The organism is Kocuria sp. CPCC 205231 (genome assembly GCF_040980965.1).
GTDB lineage: Bacteria > Actinomycetota > Actinomycetes > Actinomycetales > Micrococcaceae > Kocuria > Kocuria rosea.
The window spans coordinates 19,361-36,857 of record NZ_JAVKPP010000021.1 but is presented as its reverse complement, the minus strand read 5'-3'; the positions used below and the strand labels follow the sequence as shown (position 1 = coordinate 36,857).

General features: G+C 72.0%; 11 protein-coding genes and 2 pseudogenes. 11 read left to right on the top strand and 2 right to left on the bottom strand.

The features are described from left to right. Positions 1–867 (top strand): annotated as a pseudogene (locus tag RF640_RS17130) (pyruvate dehydrogenase (acetyl-transferring), homodimeric type); the annotation flags it as partial. 74 nt (positions 868–941) lie between these two features. Here the strand turns inward: RF640_RS17130 and RF640_RS17125 are convergent. Further along, entirely contained in the window at positions 942–1,715 is a 774-nt protein-coding gene (locus tag RF640_RS17125; protein ID WP_272026697.1) for an IclR family transcriptional regulator, read from the bottom strand. A 183-nt stretch (positions 1,716–1,898) separates the two neighbouring features. Between RF640_RS17125 and RF640_RS17120 the strand changes: the two genes are divergently transcribed. From RF640_RS17120 to RF640_RS17075, 10 genes and pseudogenes are all read left to right on the top strand, one after another. After that, positions 1,899–3,314, top strand: a complete 1,416-nt coding sequence (locus RF640_RS17120; protein WP_272026696.1) for an NAD-dependent malic enzyme — start codon at positions 1,899–1,901, stop codon at positions 3,312–3,314. Between the two features lie 91 nt (positions 3,315–3,405). Continuing rightward, on the top strand, positions 3,406–5,034 hold the full coding sequence (aceB, locus tag RF640_RS17115; RefSeq protein WP_368828451.1) for a malate synthase A: 1,629 nt from the start codon (positions 3,406–3,408) through the stop codon (positions 5,032–5,034). Positions 5,035–5,045: 11 nt separating this feature from the next. Continuing rightward, a complete protein-coding gene (locus RF640_RS17110) occupies positions 5,046–6,377 on the top strand; it encodes an aldolase (RefSeq protein ID WP_368828452.1) in 1,332 nt (443 codons plus the stop codon). After that, complete coding sequence (locus RF640_RS17105) at positions 6,374–7,195, top strand: bifunctional allantoicase/(S)-ureidoglycine aminohydrolase (protein ID WP_109221339.1); 822 nt, start codon at positions 6,374–6,376, stop codon at positions 7,193–7,195. Before RF640_RS17110 ends, RF640_RS17105 begins: the two co-directional genes overlap by 4 nt. A gap of 232 nt (positions 7,196–7,427) precedes the next feature. Further along, positions 7,428–8,234, top strand: coding sequence for a hydroxypyruvate isomerase family protein (locus tag RF640_RS17100; RefSeq protein ID WP_368828450.1), 807 nt, complete (start codon positions 7,428–7,430; stop codon positions 8,232–8,234). 63 nt (positions 8,235–8,297) lie between these two features. Next, positions 8,298–9,194 (top strand): annotated as a pseudogene (locus RF640_RS17095) (2-hydroxy-3-oxopropionate reductase); the annotation flags it as partial. Between the two features lie 60 nt (positions 9,195–9,254). Next, entirely contained in the window at positions 9,255–11,030 is a 1,776-nt protein-coding gene (gene gcl / locus RF640_RS17090) for a glyoxylate carboligase (RefSeq protein WP_035923314.1), read from the top strand. Positions 11,031–11,062: 32 nt separating this feature from the next. Continuing rightward, positions 11,063–12,229 (top strand): glycerate kinase, encoded by a 1,167-nt coding sequence (locus RF640_RS17085; RefSeq protein WP_109221342.1) that lies wholly within the window; start codon positions 11,063–11,065, stop codon positions 12,227–12,229. 380 nt (positions 12,230–12,609) lie between these two features. After that, positions 12,610–14,013, top strand: coding sequence for an allantoinase AllB (gene allB / locus RF640_RS17080; protein WP_249033720.1), 1,404 nt, complete (start codon positions 12,610–12,612; stop codon positions 14,011–14,013). 204 nt (positions 14,014–14,217) lie between these two features. After that, a complete protein-coding gene (locus RF640_RS17075) occupies positions 14,218–15,603 on the top strand; it encodes an 8-oxoguanine deaminase (protein WP_109221343.1) in 1,386 nt (461 codons plus the stop codon). Positions 15,604–15,798: 195 nt separating this feature from the next. Here RF640_RS17075 and RF640_RS17070 read toward each other — a convergent pair whose 3' ends face one another. Beyond that, positions 15,799–17,430 carry a nucleobase:cation symporter-2 family protein gene (locus RF640_RS17070; protein ID WP_109221344.1) on the bottom strand — a complete coding sequence of 544 codons (1,632 nt, stop codon included), beginning with the start codon at positions 17,428–17,430 and terminating at the stop codon, positions 15,799–15,801. Between the last annotated feature and the right edge of the window lie 67 nt (positions 17,431–17,497).

Below are 17,497 nucleotides of genomic sequence, written 5' to 3'. Positions count from 1 at the left end.
GGCGACTCCTTCTGGGCCGCCGCCGACCAGATGACCCGCGGGTTCATCATCGGGGCCACCGCCGGGCGCACGACCCTGACCGGCGAGGGCCTCCAGCACGCCGACGGCCACTCCCCCGTGCTCGCCGGCACGAACCCGGCGGTCCGCAGCTACGACCCCGCCTACGGCTACGAGATCGCCCACATCGTCCGGCACGGCATCGAGCAGATGTACGGCCCGGACTCGGCGGACCCGAACGTCATGTACTACCTGACGGTCTACAACGAGCCGTACCAGCAGCCGGCCGAGCCGGAGGACGTCGACGTCGAGGGCATCCTGGGCGGCATCCACCGCATCGCCCGCTCCGCGCACCCCGGTCCCAAGGTCCAGCTGCTCGGCTCGGGCGTGTCGGTGCCGTGGGCGCTCCAGGCCCAGCAGGTCCTGGCCGAGGAGTGGGGGGTCTCCGCGGACGTGTGGTCGGTGACCTCCTGGAACGAGCTGCGCCGCGACGGCCTGGCCGCCGAGCAGGAGGCGTTCCGCAACCCGGCAGCACCGCGCCGCGTGCCCTTCGTGACCCAGCAGCTCGCCGGGGCGGAAGGGCCCGTCATCGCCTCCACGGACTTCGTCTCGGAGCTGCCGGACCGGATCCGGCAGTACCTGCCGAACGACTTCGCCACCCTGGGCGCCGACGACTTCGGCTTCTCGGACACCCGCGCCGCGGCCCGGCGCTGGTTCGGGATCGACGTGCACTCCATCGTGGTGCGGGCGCTGCAGATGCTCGCCGACCGCGGCGAGGTGGACACCGCGGCCCCGACCCAGGCCGTCGAGCGCTACCGCCTGGACGACGTCACCGCCGGCACCACCGGCAACGCGGGCGGCGACGCCTGATCCCGCACCCGCCTCCGACAGCGAAGCCCGCCGGCCCCTCGGGGGCCGGCGGGCGTCGTCGTCGCGCCCCGAAGTCAGGCCTTGACGGGCATCAGCTCGGCGGCGATCGCCTCGGCCGCCCGGCGCAGCACGGGCACGGCCCGGCGGCCGAACTCCTCGTCCACCCGGGACACCGGTCCGGAGACGGAGATCGCCGTGGGGGTCGGCGCCCCGGGCACGGCCATCGCGTAGCAGCGCACGCCGAGCTCGGTCTCCTCGTCGTCGATCGCGTAGCCGCGCTCCCGGATCCGGTCGAGGTCCGCGAAGAGCTCCTCGAGGGTCCCGATGCTCTTGGGCGTGGGCGTGGCCATGCCCGCCGCGCCCACGATGGCACGGACCCGTTCGTCCGGCAGGGTGGCGAGCATGGCCTTGCCCACACCGGTGTCGTGGGTGTCGGCCCGGCGGCCCACCTCCGTGAACATGCGCATGGACCGGTTGGACTGGGCCTGGGCGATGTAGACGACCTCCTGGCCGTCGAGCACGGCCATGTTCGCCGACTCGCCGAGCTCGGCCACCAGCTCGTCCAGACGCGAACGGGCCGCCGAACCGAACTGCCGCCCGGCGGCCTCCCCCAGCAGGATCAGCCGCGGCCCCAGCGCGTAGTTGCGGTTGGGGAGCTGACGGACGTAGCCGGAGGGCACCAGCGTGCGCAGCAGCCGGTGGATGGTGGGCAGCGGAAGCTTCACGGCGGCGGAGAGCTCGCTGAGCGACATCTCCCCACCGGCCGCGGTGATCACCTCGAGGAGCTCGAAAACGCGTTCCACCGATTGCACCCCGCCCGAACCGGCTCGTGTGGTCGTCGTGGTCATGGCCATCTCCCGTCGGTACAGCCCGGCCGCCTCGTGCGCCGGGCGAGATCTCGGCGGCCGGATCCGTGACAGGTGTCACGAAAGATCCTTGCCAACCTCGGCTGGCTCCCATAATATCCATAATACGAAAGTTTCATTCCACGATGCGACTGAAATGGTCGCACCACAGCCCTTGGAGGAACCATGGCCACGCCCAGTCCCGGATACTCGATGATCCTGCGTGTGGAGGCCCCGGCAGGCCTCACCGTCACCAGCGAGCTCGCCACCGCCGCCGCTCGGGCCGGCGCGGCCGTGACCGCCCTCGACATCGTGGAGTCCCACGCAGACCACGTCGTCGTCGACGTCAGCTGCAACGTCTCCGACGCCTCCCACCGCGACGAGGTGCGCGACTCCCTCGAGGCGCTCGACGGCGTCCAGGTGCGCAAGATCAGCGACCGCACGTTCCTGATCCACCTCGGCGGCAAGATCGAGGTCACCCCCCGTGTCTCGCTGCGCAACCGTGACGACCTCTCCCGCGCCTACACCCCCGGCGTGGCCCGGGTCTGCATGGCCATCCACGACAACCCCGAGGACGCCCGGCGGCTGACGATCAAGCGCAACACGGTGGCCGTGGTCACCGACGGCACCGCGGTGCTCGGCCTGGGCGACATCGGCCCCGCCGCCGCCCTGCCGGTCATGGAGGGCAAGGCCGCCCTGTTCAAGGCGTTCGCCGGCGTGGACGCGTGGCCGGTCTGCCTCGACACGACGGACACCGACGAGATCGTGCGCATCGTCAAGGCCATGGCACCCGTCTACGGCGGGATCAACCTCGAGGACATCGCGGCCCCGCGCTGCTTCGAGATCGAGGCCCGGCTCCGCGAGGAGCTCGACATCCCGGTCTTCCACGACGACCAGCACGGCACCGCGATCGTGGCCCTGGCCGCGCTGTTCAACGCCCTGCGCGTGGTGGACAAGCAGATCGGCGACATCAAGGTCGTGGTCTCCGGGGTGGGCGCCGCAGGGCACGCCATCATCCAGCTCCTCAAGGCCCAGGGGGTGCAGGACATCATCGCCTGCTCCCGCAAGGGCGCCATCCGCCGCGGGGAGAGCTACGACGACCCGCACCGGCAGTGGATCGCCGAGAACACCAACGAGACCGGGTTCTCCGGCTCGCTCAAGGAGGCCGTGGTGGGCAGCGACGTCTTCATCGGCGTCTCCGCCCCCGACCTGCTCGACGGGGCCGACGTGGCCGCCATGAACGACCGCGCGATCGTCTTCGCCATGGCCAACCCCGACCCCGAGATCGATCCGGGCGTCGCCGCGGAGCACGCCGCGGTGGTCGCGACCGGCCGCTCGGACTTCCCGAACCAGATCAACAACGTCCTGGCCTTCCCGGGCCTGTTCCGCGGCCTGCTCGACGCCGGGGCATCCGACATCACCACCGACATGCTGGTCGCCGCCGCACAGGCCATCGCCGACTGCGTGGCCGAGGACGAGCTCAACGCGAGCTACATCGTCCCCAGTGTCTTCGACCAGCACGTGGCACCGGCCGTGGCCGAGGCCGTGCAGCAGGCGGCCCAGCAGGACACCCGTCAGCTCGCACCGGTGGCCGCCCGCTAGCAGCGCGGCACCGAGTCCGCACCACCGGGCGTCGCCGCCCGGCACCACGGGCGGCGACGCCCACCGAACCCAGCACCGAACGGAGACCACCATGGCCATCGAGTTCACCACCCCCGCCGGCCTGGACCGCGCGAGCGAGATCCTCACCGCCGAGGCCCTCTCCTTCGTGGAGGCCCTGCACCACCACTTCGCCGACCGCCGCGCCGAGCTGCTCGGCGCCCGGGAGCAGAACCGCCGCCGGGCCGCCGAGACCGGCACCCTGGACTTCCTCCCGGAGACCCGGGAGATCCGCGAGGGGGACTGGACGGTCGCCCCGGCGCCGCCGGCCCTGCAGGACCGCCGGGTCGAGATGACCGGGCCCGCCTCGCCGGCCAAGATGGCGATCAACGCGCTGAACTCCGGGGCCAAGGTGTGGCTGGCCGATCTCGAGGACGCCTCGAGTCCCACCTGGCACAACCAGGTGGACGGCGTCCTCAACCTGCGCGACGCCGCCCGGGGCACCCTGAGCCACACGTCCCCGGAGGGCAAGCAGTACGCCCTGCGCCAGGACGCCCCGCTCGCCGTGGTGGTCACCCGGCCCCGCGGCTGGCACCTGCCCGAGCACAACGTCACGGTGGACGGGCAGCCGGCCTCCGGCGCACTGGTGGACTTCGGCCTGCACTTCTTCCACACCGCGAAGCTCCTGCTGGCAAACGGGCACGGACCGTACTACTACCTGCCGAAGCTGGAGTCCCACCTCGAGGCCCGGCTGTGGAACGACGTGTTCACGTTCGCCGAGGAGCACCTGGGCATCGAGCACGGCACCGTCCGGGCGACCGTGCTCATCGAGACGATCCCCGCGGCGTTCCAGATGGACGAGATCCTCTGGGAGCTGCGCGAGCACGCCTCGGGGCTCAACGCGGGACGCTGGGACTACCTGTTCAGCATCATCAAGTACTTCCGGGACGCCGGCGAGAAGTTCGTCCTGGCGGACCGCTCCACCATCACCATGACGGCCCCGCTGATGCGGGCCTACACCGAGCTGCTCGTGCGGACCTGTCACCGCCGCGGGGCCTTCGCGATGGGCGGCATGGCCGCGGTGATCCCCAACCGCCGGGACCAGGAGGCCACCGAGGCCGCGTTCGCCAAGGTGCGCGCGGACAAGACCCGCGAGGCCGACGACGGCTTCGACGGCTCCTGGGTGGCCCACCCGGACCTGGTGCCCACCTGCCGCGAGGTCTTCGACGGGGTCCTCGGCGAGAGGCCCAACCAGGTGGACCGGCTGCGCGAGGACGTGCGGGTGAGCGCCGAGCAGCTGCTCGACGTCGCCAGCGCCGGGCGGGTGAGCACCCAGAAGGAGCTCGCGGCCAACCTCTACGTGGCGATCCGCTACACCGCCGTGTGGCTCTCCGGCAACGGGGCCGTGGCCATCCACAACCTCATGGAGGACGCCGCGACCGCCGAGATCTCCCGCTCGCAGATCTGGCAGCAGATCCGCAACGGCGTGGTCTACGAGGACACCGGGAACACCGCGACCCGCGAGCTCGTGGCCGAGGAGCTCCAGCGGCAGAAGGAGGTCCTGCGCGAGGAGGTCGACCCGCAGTCCTACGAGGCGCACTTCGAGCCGGCGGCCGCCCTGATCGCCGATCTGGTGCTGGGCGAGGACTACGTCGACTTCCTCACCCTGCCCGCCTACGAGCTGCTCGAGCAGTCCGACCGCGACCGGGTGGCCACGAAGTGAGCGCCGGCGACCTGGACACCGGGACGCTGGGCACGGCCTTCCGGCAGCGCGCAGCGGAGCGGCTGGCCGGCACCGACGCGCTGCTCCAGCGGTCCTACCCGGGGGACCCCGGTACACGCCAGCCCGTGCACACCGTCTACCTCCCCGCCGACAGCTTCACCCCGGAGACCGCCCGGCAGTGGGGAGAGCGCGCCGCCCAGTCCGTGGCCGGGCTCGGGGCGGCCTCCCTCGCGGAGCAGGTGGCCCCCGAGGGTGGCGACCCGGGTCTGGTCGACCGGGTGGCGCGAGCGGTCGAGCACAAGCTCGCCACCGAGCCCATCGAGGACGTCCGCCTGGACTTCGAGGACGGTTTCGGCGACCGCGGGGACCAGGAGGAGGACGAGTGGGCCGTGCGCGCGGCGCGCACCGTGGCCCTGGCCGTCCGGGAGGGCACCGCGCCGCCGTACATCGGGATCCGCTTCAAGTGCTTCGAGGCCGCCACCCGGGACCGCGGCCTGCGCACGCTCGACCTGTTCGTCACCACTTTGGTGCGCGAGGGCGGGCTGCGGGAGGCCGGGCACAGCGAGGACGGCCTCCCCCGCGGCCTCGTCCTCACCCTGCCCAAGGTGAGCACCACGGAGCAGGTCGACGTCATGGTCGAGGCCTGCGAACAGCTCGAGGCGGGCCTCGGGCTGCCGGCGGGGCGGCTGCGGTTCGAGGTGCAGATGGAGACGGCCCCGATGATCCTGGGGACCGACGGCACCTGTCCCATCCCGGCGATGCTCCACCGGACGGGCGGACGGGTCGAGGCCCTGCACTACGGGACCTACGACTATTCCGACTCCCTGCAGATCGCCGCCCAGTACCAGTCCATGGAGCACCCGGCCGCCGACCACGCCAAGGCCGTCATGCAGGTCGCCGTGGCCGGCACCGGGGTGCGGCTGTCCGACGGCTCCACGAACATCCTGCCCACCGGGAGCGACCGGCAGAAGCTGGCCGCCTGGCGGCTGCACGCCCGTCTGGTGCGCCGCTCCCTGGAGCGGGGCTACTACCAGGGATGGGACCTGCACGCGCACCAGCTGCCCACCCGCTACCTGGCCACGTACTTCTTCTACCGCGAGGGCTTCCCTGCGGCGGCGCTGCGGCTGAAGAACTACGTGCACGGCATCGAGTCGGAGATCATGGACGAACCGGCCACCGCCCGCGCCCTGGCCCGCTTCGTCCACCGCGGCGTGCTGTGCGGCGCGATCTCCGGGGAGGAGCTCGAGGAGAGCGCCGGCATCGGCGAGCACGAGCTCTTCTCCCTGGCCCACCCCAAGGCCGCGGCACCGGCCGCATCGACCACCGGAGGCGACTTCAGATGACCGAGACCACCTACCACGCACCGCACGGCGGCCACCCCGACCAGACCCAGCTGCTCACGGACCGGGCGATGTTCACGGAGGCCTACGCGGTGATCCCGCGCGGGACCATGCGGGACATCGTCACCAGCCGGCTCCCGTTCTGGGAGGACACCCGGGTCTGGGTGCTCGCCCGGCCCCTGTCCGGCTTCGCGGAGACCTTCTCGCAGTACATCGTGGAGGTCGGCCCCGGCGGCGGCAGCGACCGGCCCGAGACGGAGGCCGGCGTGGAGGGCGTGCTCTTCCTCATGGAGGGGGCGCTCGTCCTGACCGTCGACGGCGAGGAGCACGAGCTCGTCCCCGGCGGCTACGCGTTCCTGCCGCCGGAGTGCGAGTGGACCGTGCGCAACCGCGGCGGCGAGCCCGCCCGCCTGCACTGGATCCGCAAGGCCTACGAGTACGTGCAGGGCATCGAGGTGCCGGAGCCGTTCGTCACCAACGAGCAGGAGGTCGAGCCGACGGCCATGCCGGGGACCGACGGCAAGTGGGCGACCACGCGCTTCGTCGACCCGGACGACGTCCGGTACGACATGCACGTGACGATCGTGACCTTCGAGCCGGGGGCGGTGATCCCCTTCGCCGAGACCCACGTCATGGAGCACGGGCTCTACGTCCTCGAGGGCAAGGCCGTCTACCGGCTCAACCAGGACTGGGTCGAGGTCGAGGCCGGCGACTTCATGTGGCTGCGGGCGTTCTGCCCCCAGGCCTGCTACGCAGGCGGTCCCGGCCGGTTCCGGTACCTCCTCTACAAGGACGTCAACCGGCAGATGAAGCTGCACTGACCGGACGGCGATCCCGTCCCCACCGACCGGACCCCGTGCCGCCCTGCCACCGCGGCGGCACGGGGTCCTTCCATGCCCTCGGACCACACTCCAAAGTTTCCACATCCTGAAATAATTCTTCCAATCAGGGATTGACCTGCGTCACAGGGGACCGTACGCTGTTTCACAAGACAGAAGTTGAATTCCACATCCCGAAATATGTGGCGGTCCCGTCCGCACCAGGAGGATCCAGATGTCCTACACCGTGAACTGCTCCATCCTTCTCACCGACCTGCCCCTGCTCGAGCGCCCCGCGGCCGCCAAGGCCGCCGGCTTCGACGCGGTCGAGTTCTGGTGGCCCTTCGCGGAGTCCGTGCCCGCGGACCGCGACGTCGACGCCTTCGTGGATGCGATCCGGGACGCGGGGGTGCAGCTGAGCGGGCTGAACTTCAACGCCGGCGACATGCCGGGCGGAGACCGGGGCCTCGTGTCCTGGAAGGGCCGCTGCGGGGAGTTCGAGGAGAACGTCGCCGTGGTCGCCGCCATCGGCGAGCGCACCGGCTGCAAGGCCTTCAACGCGCTCTACGGCAACCGCCGGCCCGAGCACACGCCGGAGGCCCAGGACGAGCTGGCGGTGCGCAATCTCGTGGCCGCCGCCGAGGGCGTGGCGCGCATCGGCGGGACCGTGCTGCTGGAGCCGGTCTCCGGCACCGCGGCCTATCCCTTGAAGACCGCCCAGGACGCCCTCGACGTCATCGCGAAGGTCCGGGCCGCCGGCGCCGACAACATCAAGCTGCTCGCCGACTTCTACCACCTGTCGGTCAACGGTGACGACGTCTCCGCGGTCATCGAGAAGCACGCCGCTGACTTCGGCCACATCCAGATCGCCGACGCCCCCGGCCGCAACGAGCCCGGCACCGGCGAGCTCCCGCTCCAGCAGTGGATCGAGCGCAGCCGGGAGCTCGGCTACTCGGGCTACGTGGGCCTCGAGTACAAGGCGTCGCAGCAGGACCCCTTCGCCTGGACCTCCGCGTGGTCCGCGACCCGCACCCGCGCCTGACACCCCTCCTCCCCCGCACCTGCCACCACCGCCCGTCGCACGCACCGCGCGGGCTCCCACAGTGAGGAACCCACCATGACCAACGTCACCGTCATCGGACTCGGCATCATGGGCCTGCCCATGGCCAAGAACCTCGTCAAGGCCGGCCACGACGTCGTCGGCTTCAACCGCTCGCAGGACAAGATCGACCAGCTCGTCGAGGCCGGCGGCAAGGGCGCGTCCAGCGTGGCCGAGTCCGTCGCGAACGCCGAGGTCGTGATCACGATGGTCCCGGACTCCCCGGACGTCGAGGGCGTCGTGACCGGCGAGAACGGCGTCTTCGCCCACGCCGCGCAGGGCACCGTCTGGATCGATGCGAGCTCCATCCGCCCGGACGTGGCCGCACGCCTGTCCCGGGAGGCCGTCGAGCACGGGCTGCGCCCGCTGGACGCCCCGGTCTCCGGCGGCGAGCAGGGCGCCATCGACGCCGTGCTCTCGATCATGGTCGGCGGTGAGGCCGCGGACTTCGAGGCCGCCCGCCCGGTGCTCGAGGCCGTCGGGAAGACCATCGTGCACGTGGGCCCCGCCGGTTCCGGGCAGACCGTCAAGGCCGCCAACCAGCTGATCGTGGCCGGCAACATCCAGCTCCTCGCGGAGGCCGTGGTCTTCCTCGAGGCCTACGGCGTGGACACGGACGCCGCGCTGAAGGTCCTCGGGGGCGGCCTGGCCGGTTCCAAGGTCCTGGACCAGAAGGGCCAGAAGATGCTGGACCGCAACTTCGACCCGGGCTTCCGGCTGCAGCTGCACCACAAGGACATGGGCATCGTGACCTCCGCCGCCCGGGAGGCCGGCGTGGCCGTGCCGCTCGGCGCGATCGTCGCCCAGCTCGTGGCCGCCACCGTCAACAGGGGTGACGGCGGACTCGACCACTCGGGTCTCTTCAAGCTCGTCGAGGAGCTCTCCGGCCGCTCGGGCCGCTGACCCACCCCCACCCCACCGCTTCCCGACCCGCTCCCGGGTCCTGCTTCCAAGGAGTTCATCATGGCCAGAATGCGCACGGTCGACGCCGTCGTCGCCATCCTCGAGAAGGAGGGCGCCACCGAGGCCTTCGGCCTGCCCGGCGCCGCCATCAACCCGTTCTACTCGGCGATGCGCGCCCACGGCGGCATCCGGCACACCCTCGCCCGGCACGTCGAGGGCGCCTCGCACATGGCCGACGGCTACACCCGGGCCGCCCCCGGCAACATCGGGATCTGCGTGGGCACGTCCGGTCCCGCGGGCACCGACATGATCACCGGCCTCTACGCCGCGTGGGCGGACTCCGTCCCGATCCTGTGCATCACCGGCCAGGCGCCCGTGGCCAAGCTGCACAAGGAGGACTTCCAGGCCGTGGACATCTCCTCGATCGCCGCGCCGGTCACCAAGATGGCCATGACCGTGCTGGAGCCCGGCCAGGTCCCCGGGGCGTTCCAGAAGGCCTTCTACCTCATGCGCTCGGGCCGGCCCGGTCCGGTGCTGCTGGATCTCCCCCTGGACGTCCAGCTCGCCGAGATCGAGTTCGACATCGACGTCTACGAGCCCCTGGCCGTCCACCGCCCCGCGGCGACCCGCGCGCAGGCCGAGAAGGTCCTGGACATGCTCTCCTCCGCGCAGCGTCCGCTCATCGTGGCCGGCGGCGGCATCATCAACGCCGATGCCTCGGCGCAGCTGGTCGAGCTCGCCGAGCTGCTGGACGTGCCCGTGATCCCGACCCTCATGGGCTGGGGCGCCATCCCGGACGACCACCCGCTGATGGCCGGGATGGTCGGACTGCAGACCTCCCACCGCTACGGCAACGCGACGTTCCTGGAGTCCGACTTCGTGCTCGGCATCGGCAACCGGTGGGCCAACCGCCACACCGGCGGCCTGGACACCTACACCCGGGGCCGCACGTTCGTGCACATCGACATCGAGCCCACCCAGATCGGACGCGTCTTCTCCCCCGACCTCGGCATCGTCTCCGACGCCGGCGCGGCCCTGGAGATCCTCATCGAGGTCGCCCGGGAGCGGAAGGAGCGGTTCTCCGTGCCGGACTGGTCCGTGTGGGTCAAGGACTGCGCCCAGCGCAAGGGCTCGATGCAGCGCAAGACGCACTTCACGCAGGTCCCGGTCAAGCCGCAACGCGTCTACGAGGAGATGAACACCGCCTTCGGCACGGACGTCACCTACGTCTCCACGATCGGGCTCTCGCAGATCGCCGGCGGCCAGTTCCTGCACGTGCACGGCCCCCGCCAGTGGATCAACGCCGGCCAGGCCGGCCCGCTGGGCTGGACCGGGCCCGCCGCCCTCGGCGTCGTCCGGGGCAAGCCCGGGGCCACCGTCGTCGCGCTCTCCGGGGACTACGACTTCCAGTTCATGATCGAGGAGCTGGCCGTCGGGGCGCAGTTCAACCTGCCCTATCTCCACGTGGTGGTGAACAACTCGTACCTGGGCCTCATCCGCCAGTCCCAGCGCGGGTTCAAGATGGAGCAGAACGTCTCCCTGGCGTTCGAGAACATCAACTCCCCGGAGACCCAGGGCTACGGCGTGGACCACCTCAAGGTCGTCGAGGGCCTGGGCTGCAAGGCCCTGCGCGTGACCGATCCCGAGAAGCTCCAGGAGGCCTTCGGCCAGGCGCGGGTCCTCCTGGAGAAGCACCAGGTCCCCGTGGTGGTGGAGGTCATACTGGAGAAGGTCACCAACATCTCCATGGGGACCGAGATCGACAACGTGGTCGAGTTCGAGGAGCTCGCCGTCAGCGGCGTGGACGCCCCGACGGCGATCGCCCTGCTCGACTGATCCCCGTCCGCACAGAACAGGAGGCACGCCCCGTGCGCATCGTCGTCGCCCCGGACAAGTTCAAGGGTTCGCTGGAAGCCACCGACGTGGTGGAGCACCTCGCGGCGGGCATCCGGTCCGTGGAGCCGTCCGCCACGGTCGTGGCCGTCCCGGTGGCCGACGGCGGCGAGGGCACCCTCGACGCCGCCGTCGGTGCCGGATTCGTCGCCTGCTCCACCACCGTGACCGGTTCTGCCGGGAACCCCGTCGAGGCAGGGTTCGCCCTGCTCGACCGGACCGCGGTGGTGGAGATGGCCCTGGCCTCGGGACTGGCCGCGCTCCCCGTGGACGAGGACGGCGCACCCGTGCTCGACGCCGGGGGCGCCACCAGCCGCGGCACCGGCGAACTGGTCCGCGCCGCCCTCGATGCCGGAGCCACCCGGATCGTCCTGGGGGTGGGCGGCAGCGCCTGCACCGACGGCGGTGCGGGGCTGCTCCAGGGCCTCGGCGCTCGCCTGCTGGACGACGAGGGCGCCGAGCTGGGCCGCGGAGGCGCCGAGCTCGCCCGGCTGGCCCGGGTGGACCTCACCGGGCTGGATCCCCGGGTGCAGGACGCACAGTTCGTCCTGGCCGCGGACGTCGACAACCCCCTCACGGGAACCAACGGTGCGGCGGCCGTGTTCGGCCCGCAGAAGGGCGCCGACCCGGATCTCGTCGCATCCCTCGATGCCGCGCTGACGGTCTTCCGGGACCGGCTGGCGGACGCCCTGGGCCCGGCCGCCCTGACGGCGGCCGGGGCCCCCGGCGCCGGAGCCGCCGGCGGCGTGGGCTACGCGGCCCTCGCCGTGCTCGGGGCCCAGCGCCGCCCCGGCATCGACGTGGTCCTGGAGTTCGTGGGGCTCGCCGACCGGATGGCGGGCACCGACCTGGTCGTCACCGGGGAGGGCAGCCTCGACGAGCAGTCGCTCGGCGGGAAGACCCCCATGGGGGTCGCCACCACCGCGCACGCCGCCGGCGTCCCGGTGGTGGCCGTGTGCGGCCGCACCACCCTCGACGAGGAGACCCGCAGGGCCGCCGGTTTCGTGCGCACCTATGCCCTCACCGAGCTCGAGCCGGACCCGCGGGTCAGCATGCGCGAGGCCGGCAGGCTGCTCGAGCAGGTGGGCGCCCGGCTCGCCCTCGAGCTCCCCGCTTTGCTCACGGGGACCCGACCCAACTGATCGATCCGGCGGCCCGTGCGGACGCCGAAGACGAGGAGGAGCTCCGAATGACGGAGAAGAAGACGCCGCAGCGGCCGGGGACCACCGACCGGGGCGGGAAGCAGAGCGACGAGCAGGGGCATCGACCGGATCCGGGTCAACCGTCCGCGGAGCCCGGACAGCGCGCGGACGACGCTTCTGACGCCGCAGGGCGTGCGCAGCAGGTGAGTGCGGACCCTGCGGCGATCGCCCGGGAGGACTCCGCCCGCGCGGCCACCAAGCCGGCCGCCGCCCGGAGCGCCTTCGAGGCCGAGCAGGCGCACAAGCTGGACGTAAGCCACGACGTCAACGACCCCGAGCGCGTGCGCCGGCTGATCGCCGACTACAAGCGGGAGCACGGGATGCCTGCCGATGCCGCGGAGGCCTCCCGCCCGGCGTCGGGTGACGCCGGCACCGATGCGCACGGCCACCGCGAGTTCGACCTCGTGGTGCGGGGGCAGAACGTCTCCTGCGGGGACCACTTCGCTCCCCGCGAGGTCGGCGTGCGCAACGGCAGGATCGTGGCCATCGAACCCCTCGGCGCCGGCCTGGTCGGCCGCGAGGTCGTGGAGCTGGCCGAGGACGAGCACCTGCTGCCCGGCCTGGTGGACACCCACGTGCACATCAACGAGCCCGGCCGCACCGAGTGGGAGGGGTTCGCCTCCGCCACCCGCGCGGCCGCCGCCGGGGGCGTCACCACGGTCCTGGACATGCCGCTCAACTCGGTCCCGGCAACCGTCAACGTGCCGGCCCTCGAGTACAAGCGCCTCTTCGCCCAGGACAACGTCTTCGTGGACGTCGGCTTCTGGGGCGGGGCGATCCCCGGCAACAAGCCCGACCTGCGCGAGCTGCACGACGACGGCGTCTTCGGCTTCAAGTGCTTCCTGCTGCACTCCGGGGTTGACGAGTTCCCCCATCTGGAGGCCGACGAGATGGAGGAGGACCTCGCCGAGATCAAGACGTTCGACTCGCTGATGATCGTGCACGCAGAGGACTCCCGGGCCATCGACCGTGCCCCGCGGCCCGAGGGGGACGTGTACGAGAACTTCCTGAAGTCCCGCCCGCGCGGCGCCGAGAACCTGGCCATCGCCGAGGTCATCGAGCGCACCCGCTGGACCGGCGCCCGCTCCCACATCCTGCACCTGTCCTCCTCGGACGCTCTGCCCATGCTGGCCACCGCGAAGCGGGACGGCCTGGACATCACGGTGGAGACCTGCCCGCACTACCTCACCCTGCTCGCCGAGGAGGTGCCCAACGGCGCCACCGCCTTCAAGTGCTGCCCGCCCGTGCGGGAGGTCGGCAACCGGGAGCTGCTGTGGCAGGGCCTGATCGACGGGACCATCGACTTCATCGTGTCCGACCACTCCCCCTCGACCCTGGACCTCAAGGACCTCGACAACGGCGACTTCGGGGTGGCCTGGGGTGGGGTCTCCTCGCTGCAGCTGGGGCTGTCCCTGATCTGGACGGAGGCGCGGCGCCGCGGAGTGGACCTGGGCCGCGTGGTGGAGTGGATGTCGACGAAGCCCGCCCAGCGGGCCGGCCTGCGTGCCAAGGGCAAGGTCTCCATCGGCTACGACGCCGACCTGGTGGTCTTCGCGCCCGACGACGCCTTCGTCGTGGACGCCGGGAAGCTGCATCACAAGAACCCCATCACCCCGTACCAGGGCAAGGCGCTGTCCGGAAAGGTGCGCAGAACCTATCTGCGGGGCAGCGCCGTGGACTTCCGGTCCCCGACGGGCCGCCTGATCCGGCGCGGGGAGAGCTGACCGGACGCCGGACGGGCCCGTCGTCGTCAGGGCCCGGACGGTTGAAGGCCAACATCCGCCGGTGCTACGGTCACCGGGACCGCGGGAGCGGTCTCCTGGATCAGCAGACAGGACCTCACTGAGCTGGCGGCGCCGCGTGCCGCCCTCGGACCACACGAGGCGCACGGCGCCGGTGACGAGACCTGCGACCGATCGGAGAACCCTGTGCGTCCCCACACCTCGAACCCCGGCTCCCACCTGCTGTGGCTGCGCGAGCCCCTGGCCCTGGACACCGGCGAGGACACCTCCGCGGACACGGCCGGCGGTGTCGTGGTGGACACCGCCTCCGGCACCGTGGTGGAGCTGGTCCCGGCCGGCGGAGCCCCGACCGTTCCGTGCGGGGTCCTCGACGCCCGGGAGCACGTGGTGGTGCCCGGGCTGATCAACACGCACCACCACTTCTACCAGACGCTCACGCGCGCCTGGGCGCCCGTGGTCAGCGTCCCCCTGTTCCCGTGGCTGCGGGACCTCTACCCCGTGTGGGCCCGCCTGCGCCCCCGCGACCTGCAGCTCGCGACCACGGTGGCGATGGCGGAGCTGCTGCTCTCGGGCTGCACCACGGCGGCCGACCACCACTACCTGTTCCCCGGCGGCATGGAGCACTCGATCGACGTGCAGGTCGAGGCCGCCCGGAGCCTCGGCATGCGGGCCGTCCTCTCCCGGGGATCCATGAGCCTGGGCGAGCGCGACGGCGGGCTGCCCCCGCAGCAGACGGTGCAGGAGGCGGAGACGATCCTCGCCGACAGCGCACGCCTGGTGGGGACCTACCACGAGCGCGGCGACGGCGCCCGGACCCAGATCGCGCTGGCCCCGTGCTCACCGTTCTCGGTGACGCGGGAGATCATGCGGGACACCGCCGTCCTGGCCGGCGAGCTGGACGTGCGGCTGCACACCCACCTCGCCGAGACCATCGACGAGGAGGACTTCTGCCGGGAGCGCTTCGGGCTGCGGACGGTCGACTACCTCGAGTCCACGGGCTGGCTCACCGACCGGACGTGGCTGGCCCACGGCATACACTTCGACGACGCCGAGGTGGCCCGCCTGGGCGCGGCCGGGGTGGGCGTGGCCCACTGCCCCACATCCAACATGCGCCTGGCCTCCGGGATCTGCCGGGCCGTGGAGCTCGAGGAGGCGGGAGCCCCCGTGGGGCTCGGGGTGGACGGGTCCGCCTCCAACGACGCCTCCAACCTGGTGCAGGAGGTCCGGCAGGCCCTGTACGTGCAGCGGCTGCGCTACGGGGCGGAGGCCGTGACCCCGGAGCGGGCCCTCGGCTGGGCGACGCGCGGCTCCGCGCGTCTGCTCGGCCGCCCGGACCTCGGTGTGCTGCGCCCGGGCGCCCAGGCGGACCTCGCGATGTTCCGGCTGGACGGGCTGCGCTTCTCCGGCGCCCACGACCCGCTCTCCGCGCTGCTGCTGTGCGGCGCGGAGCGCGCGGACCGGGTCATGGTGGGCGGGCGCTGGCTCGTGGAGGACGGTGCGATCACCGGGCTGGACGTGGAGGCGCTCACCGCCGAGCACTCCGCGGCGGCCCGCCGCCTGGTGAACGCCTGAAGCTCCCGGCCCCGCCGGGCCCGGCGCTCGCGGACCGGGCCGGGGCGGGGCGCCGCGGCCCGGTGGCAGCGAGCTGAGCGGACCGGCCCGGACACCATCGCAGGGGCGTTCCCCGCTTCCGCCCGGCGGTGCGCCGGTTGGAGGCGGGGAACGCCCCTGGTCGAGGCCTCGCACGTGGGGTGCGAGCCCGGGTGCTCAGGCCGTCGCGTCCTTGGCGGCGAGGACCGTCCGGATCTGTCCCGTGTGCGTGATCTCCCCGTCGTCGATCATCCTCCGGACGTCGTCGAAGTGGTGCTCCGCCACGACCGCCACCTCGGCTCCGTCGCTGTCCACCACGGCACCGTCCTGGATCCGGTCGCCCTCCCGCAGGTGCGCCAGGGTGTCCGCCCGGACGACCCGCACCGGCGCCGCCGCCATGACGGACTGGTGCCGGGAGTTGCCGGCGGCCAGCTCGTTGAACAGCAGGTTGAGAGCGATGGCCACGAGTGCTGCGGCGCTGATCCCCGAGCCGAGGATGGTCTGCGTCCAGGAGGGGAAACCGGCGTAGAACTGGGGCGCGGCCACAGGGATGAGGCCGAACGCGAAGGCGACCGCCACGATGACGAGGTTCATCGAGTTGTTGACGTTCACCTTGCCCAGCGTGCGCACGCCGGAGGAGGCCACCGTGCCGAAGAGCACGATCGACGCGCCGCCGAGGACCGGGGTGGGAATGGCCGCGACGACCTCGCCGATGACGGGGAACAGCCCCAGTCCCACCATGATGACGCCGGCGGCCGTGACCACGAAGCGGCTGCGGACGCCCGTCACCGCGACGAGGCCCACGTTGGCGGCGAAGGCCGTCTGCGTGAACGAGTTCAGCAGCGGCGCCCCCGCGGAGGAGAGCATGTCCGCCCGCAGGCCGTTGGCCACGCGCTTCGAGTCGACCTCGGCCCCCGTGATCTCGCCCACCGCGAGGATGTCCGCCGTGGTCTCGGTCATCGTCACGAGCACCACGATGAGCATCGAGATGATCGAGGCGACCTCGAAGGTCGGGGGGCCGAAGGCCAGGGGCGTTGGGAAGGTGACGATACCGCCCTGGCCCACACCGGAGAAGTCCACCATCCCCATCGTGTGGGCGATCACGGTGCCGAGCACGAAGGAGAGCAGGATGGACAGGCGCGAGATCATCCCGACGCCCACCTTGGACAGCACCAGCACGATGAGCAGGGTGATCCCGGCGAGCGCGAGGCTGCGGGGGTCGGCGGCGCCGCCCTCCCCGCTGCCGGCGGCCCAGGAGATCGCGACCGGCAGCAGGGAGATGCCGATGACCGTGATCACCGTTCCGGTGACCACCGGCGGGAACAGCCGGAGGACGCGGGAGAACGCGCCGGCGAGCAGGAAGCCCACCACCGAGGAGACGAGCACGGCCCCGAAGATGGTGGTCAGGTCGTTGCCACCGGCCAGGATCGCGAGCATGGGGGCGACCCCGGCGAAGGACACGCCCTGCACGAGCGGCAGCCTGGAGCCGAGGAAGGGCGCCCCGAAGCTCTGCAGGACGGTGGCGACCCCGCCCATGAGCAGGCAGGAGCTGATGAGGAGGGCGATCTCCTCGCCGGAGAGCCCGGCGGCCTGCCCGATGATGAGGGGGACGGCGACGATGGCGCCGTACATGGTGAGGACGTGCTGGAAGCCGTAGGCGGTGGTGCGCCCCAGCGGCAGCCGCTCGTCCTCCGGTCCGGGCGCGTGCGCCGGTCGCGACGGGCGCCCACGGCGGATCGTGCGGGCTGCGGTCGCGCGGTCCGCGGTCGCGCGGGCGTCGGTCGGACGGCCGGGTGTGGTCGATGACATGGAAGGTGCCTCCTTCAGCGCGCAGGCGTCGGCTCTGCTGCGCAAGGTCCGGCGATCCTCTGTTTTT

Excerpts from the sequence above, each read along its gene's own strand:
- aceB (WP_368828451.1), top strand. The coding sequence starts at position 3,406 with ATGGCCATCGAGTTCACCACCCCCGCCGGCCTGGACCGCGCGAGCGAG.
- allB (WP_249033720.1), top strand. The coding sequence starts at position 12,610 with ATGCCTGCCGATGCCGCGGAGGCCTCCCGCCCGGCGTCGGGTGACGCC.
- RF640_RS17125 (WP_272026697.1), bottom strand. The coding sequence starts at position 1,715 with ATGACCACGACGACCACACGAGCCGGTTCGGGCGGGGTGCAATCGGTG.
- gcl (WP_035923314.1), top strand. The coding sequence starts at position 9,255 with ATGGCCAGAATGCGCACGGTCGACGCCGTCGTCGCCATCCTCGAGAAG.
- RF640_RS17070 (WP_109221344.1), bottom strand. The coding sequence starts at position 17,430 with ATGTCATCGACCACACCCGGCCGTCCGACCGACGCCCGCGCGACCGCG.
- RF640_RS17120 (WP_272026696.1), top strand. The coding sequence starts at position 1,899 with ATGGCCACGCCCAGTCCCGGATACTCGATGATCCTGCGTGTGGAGGCC.
- RF640_RS17100 (WP_368828450.1), top strand. The coding sequence starts at position 7,428 with ATGTCCTACACCGTGAACTGCTCCATCCTTCTCACCGACCTGCCCCTG.
- RF640_RS17105 (WP_109221339.1), top strand. The coding sequence starts at position 6,374 with ATGACCGAGACCACCTACCACGCACCGCACGGCGGCCACCCCGACCAG.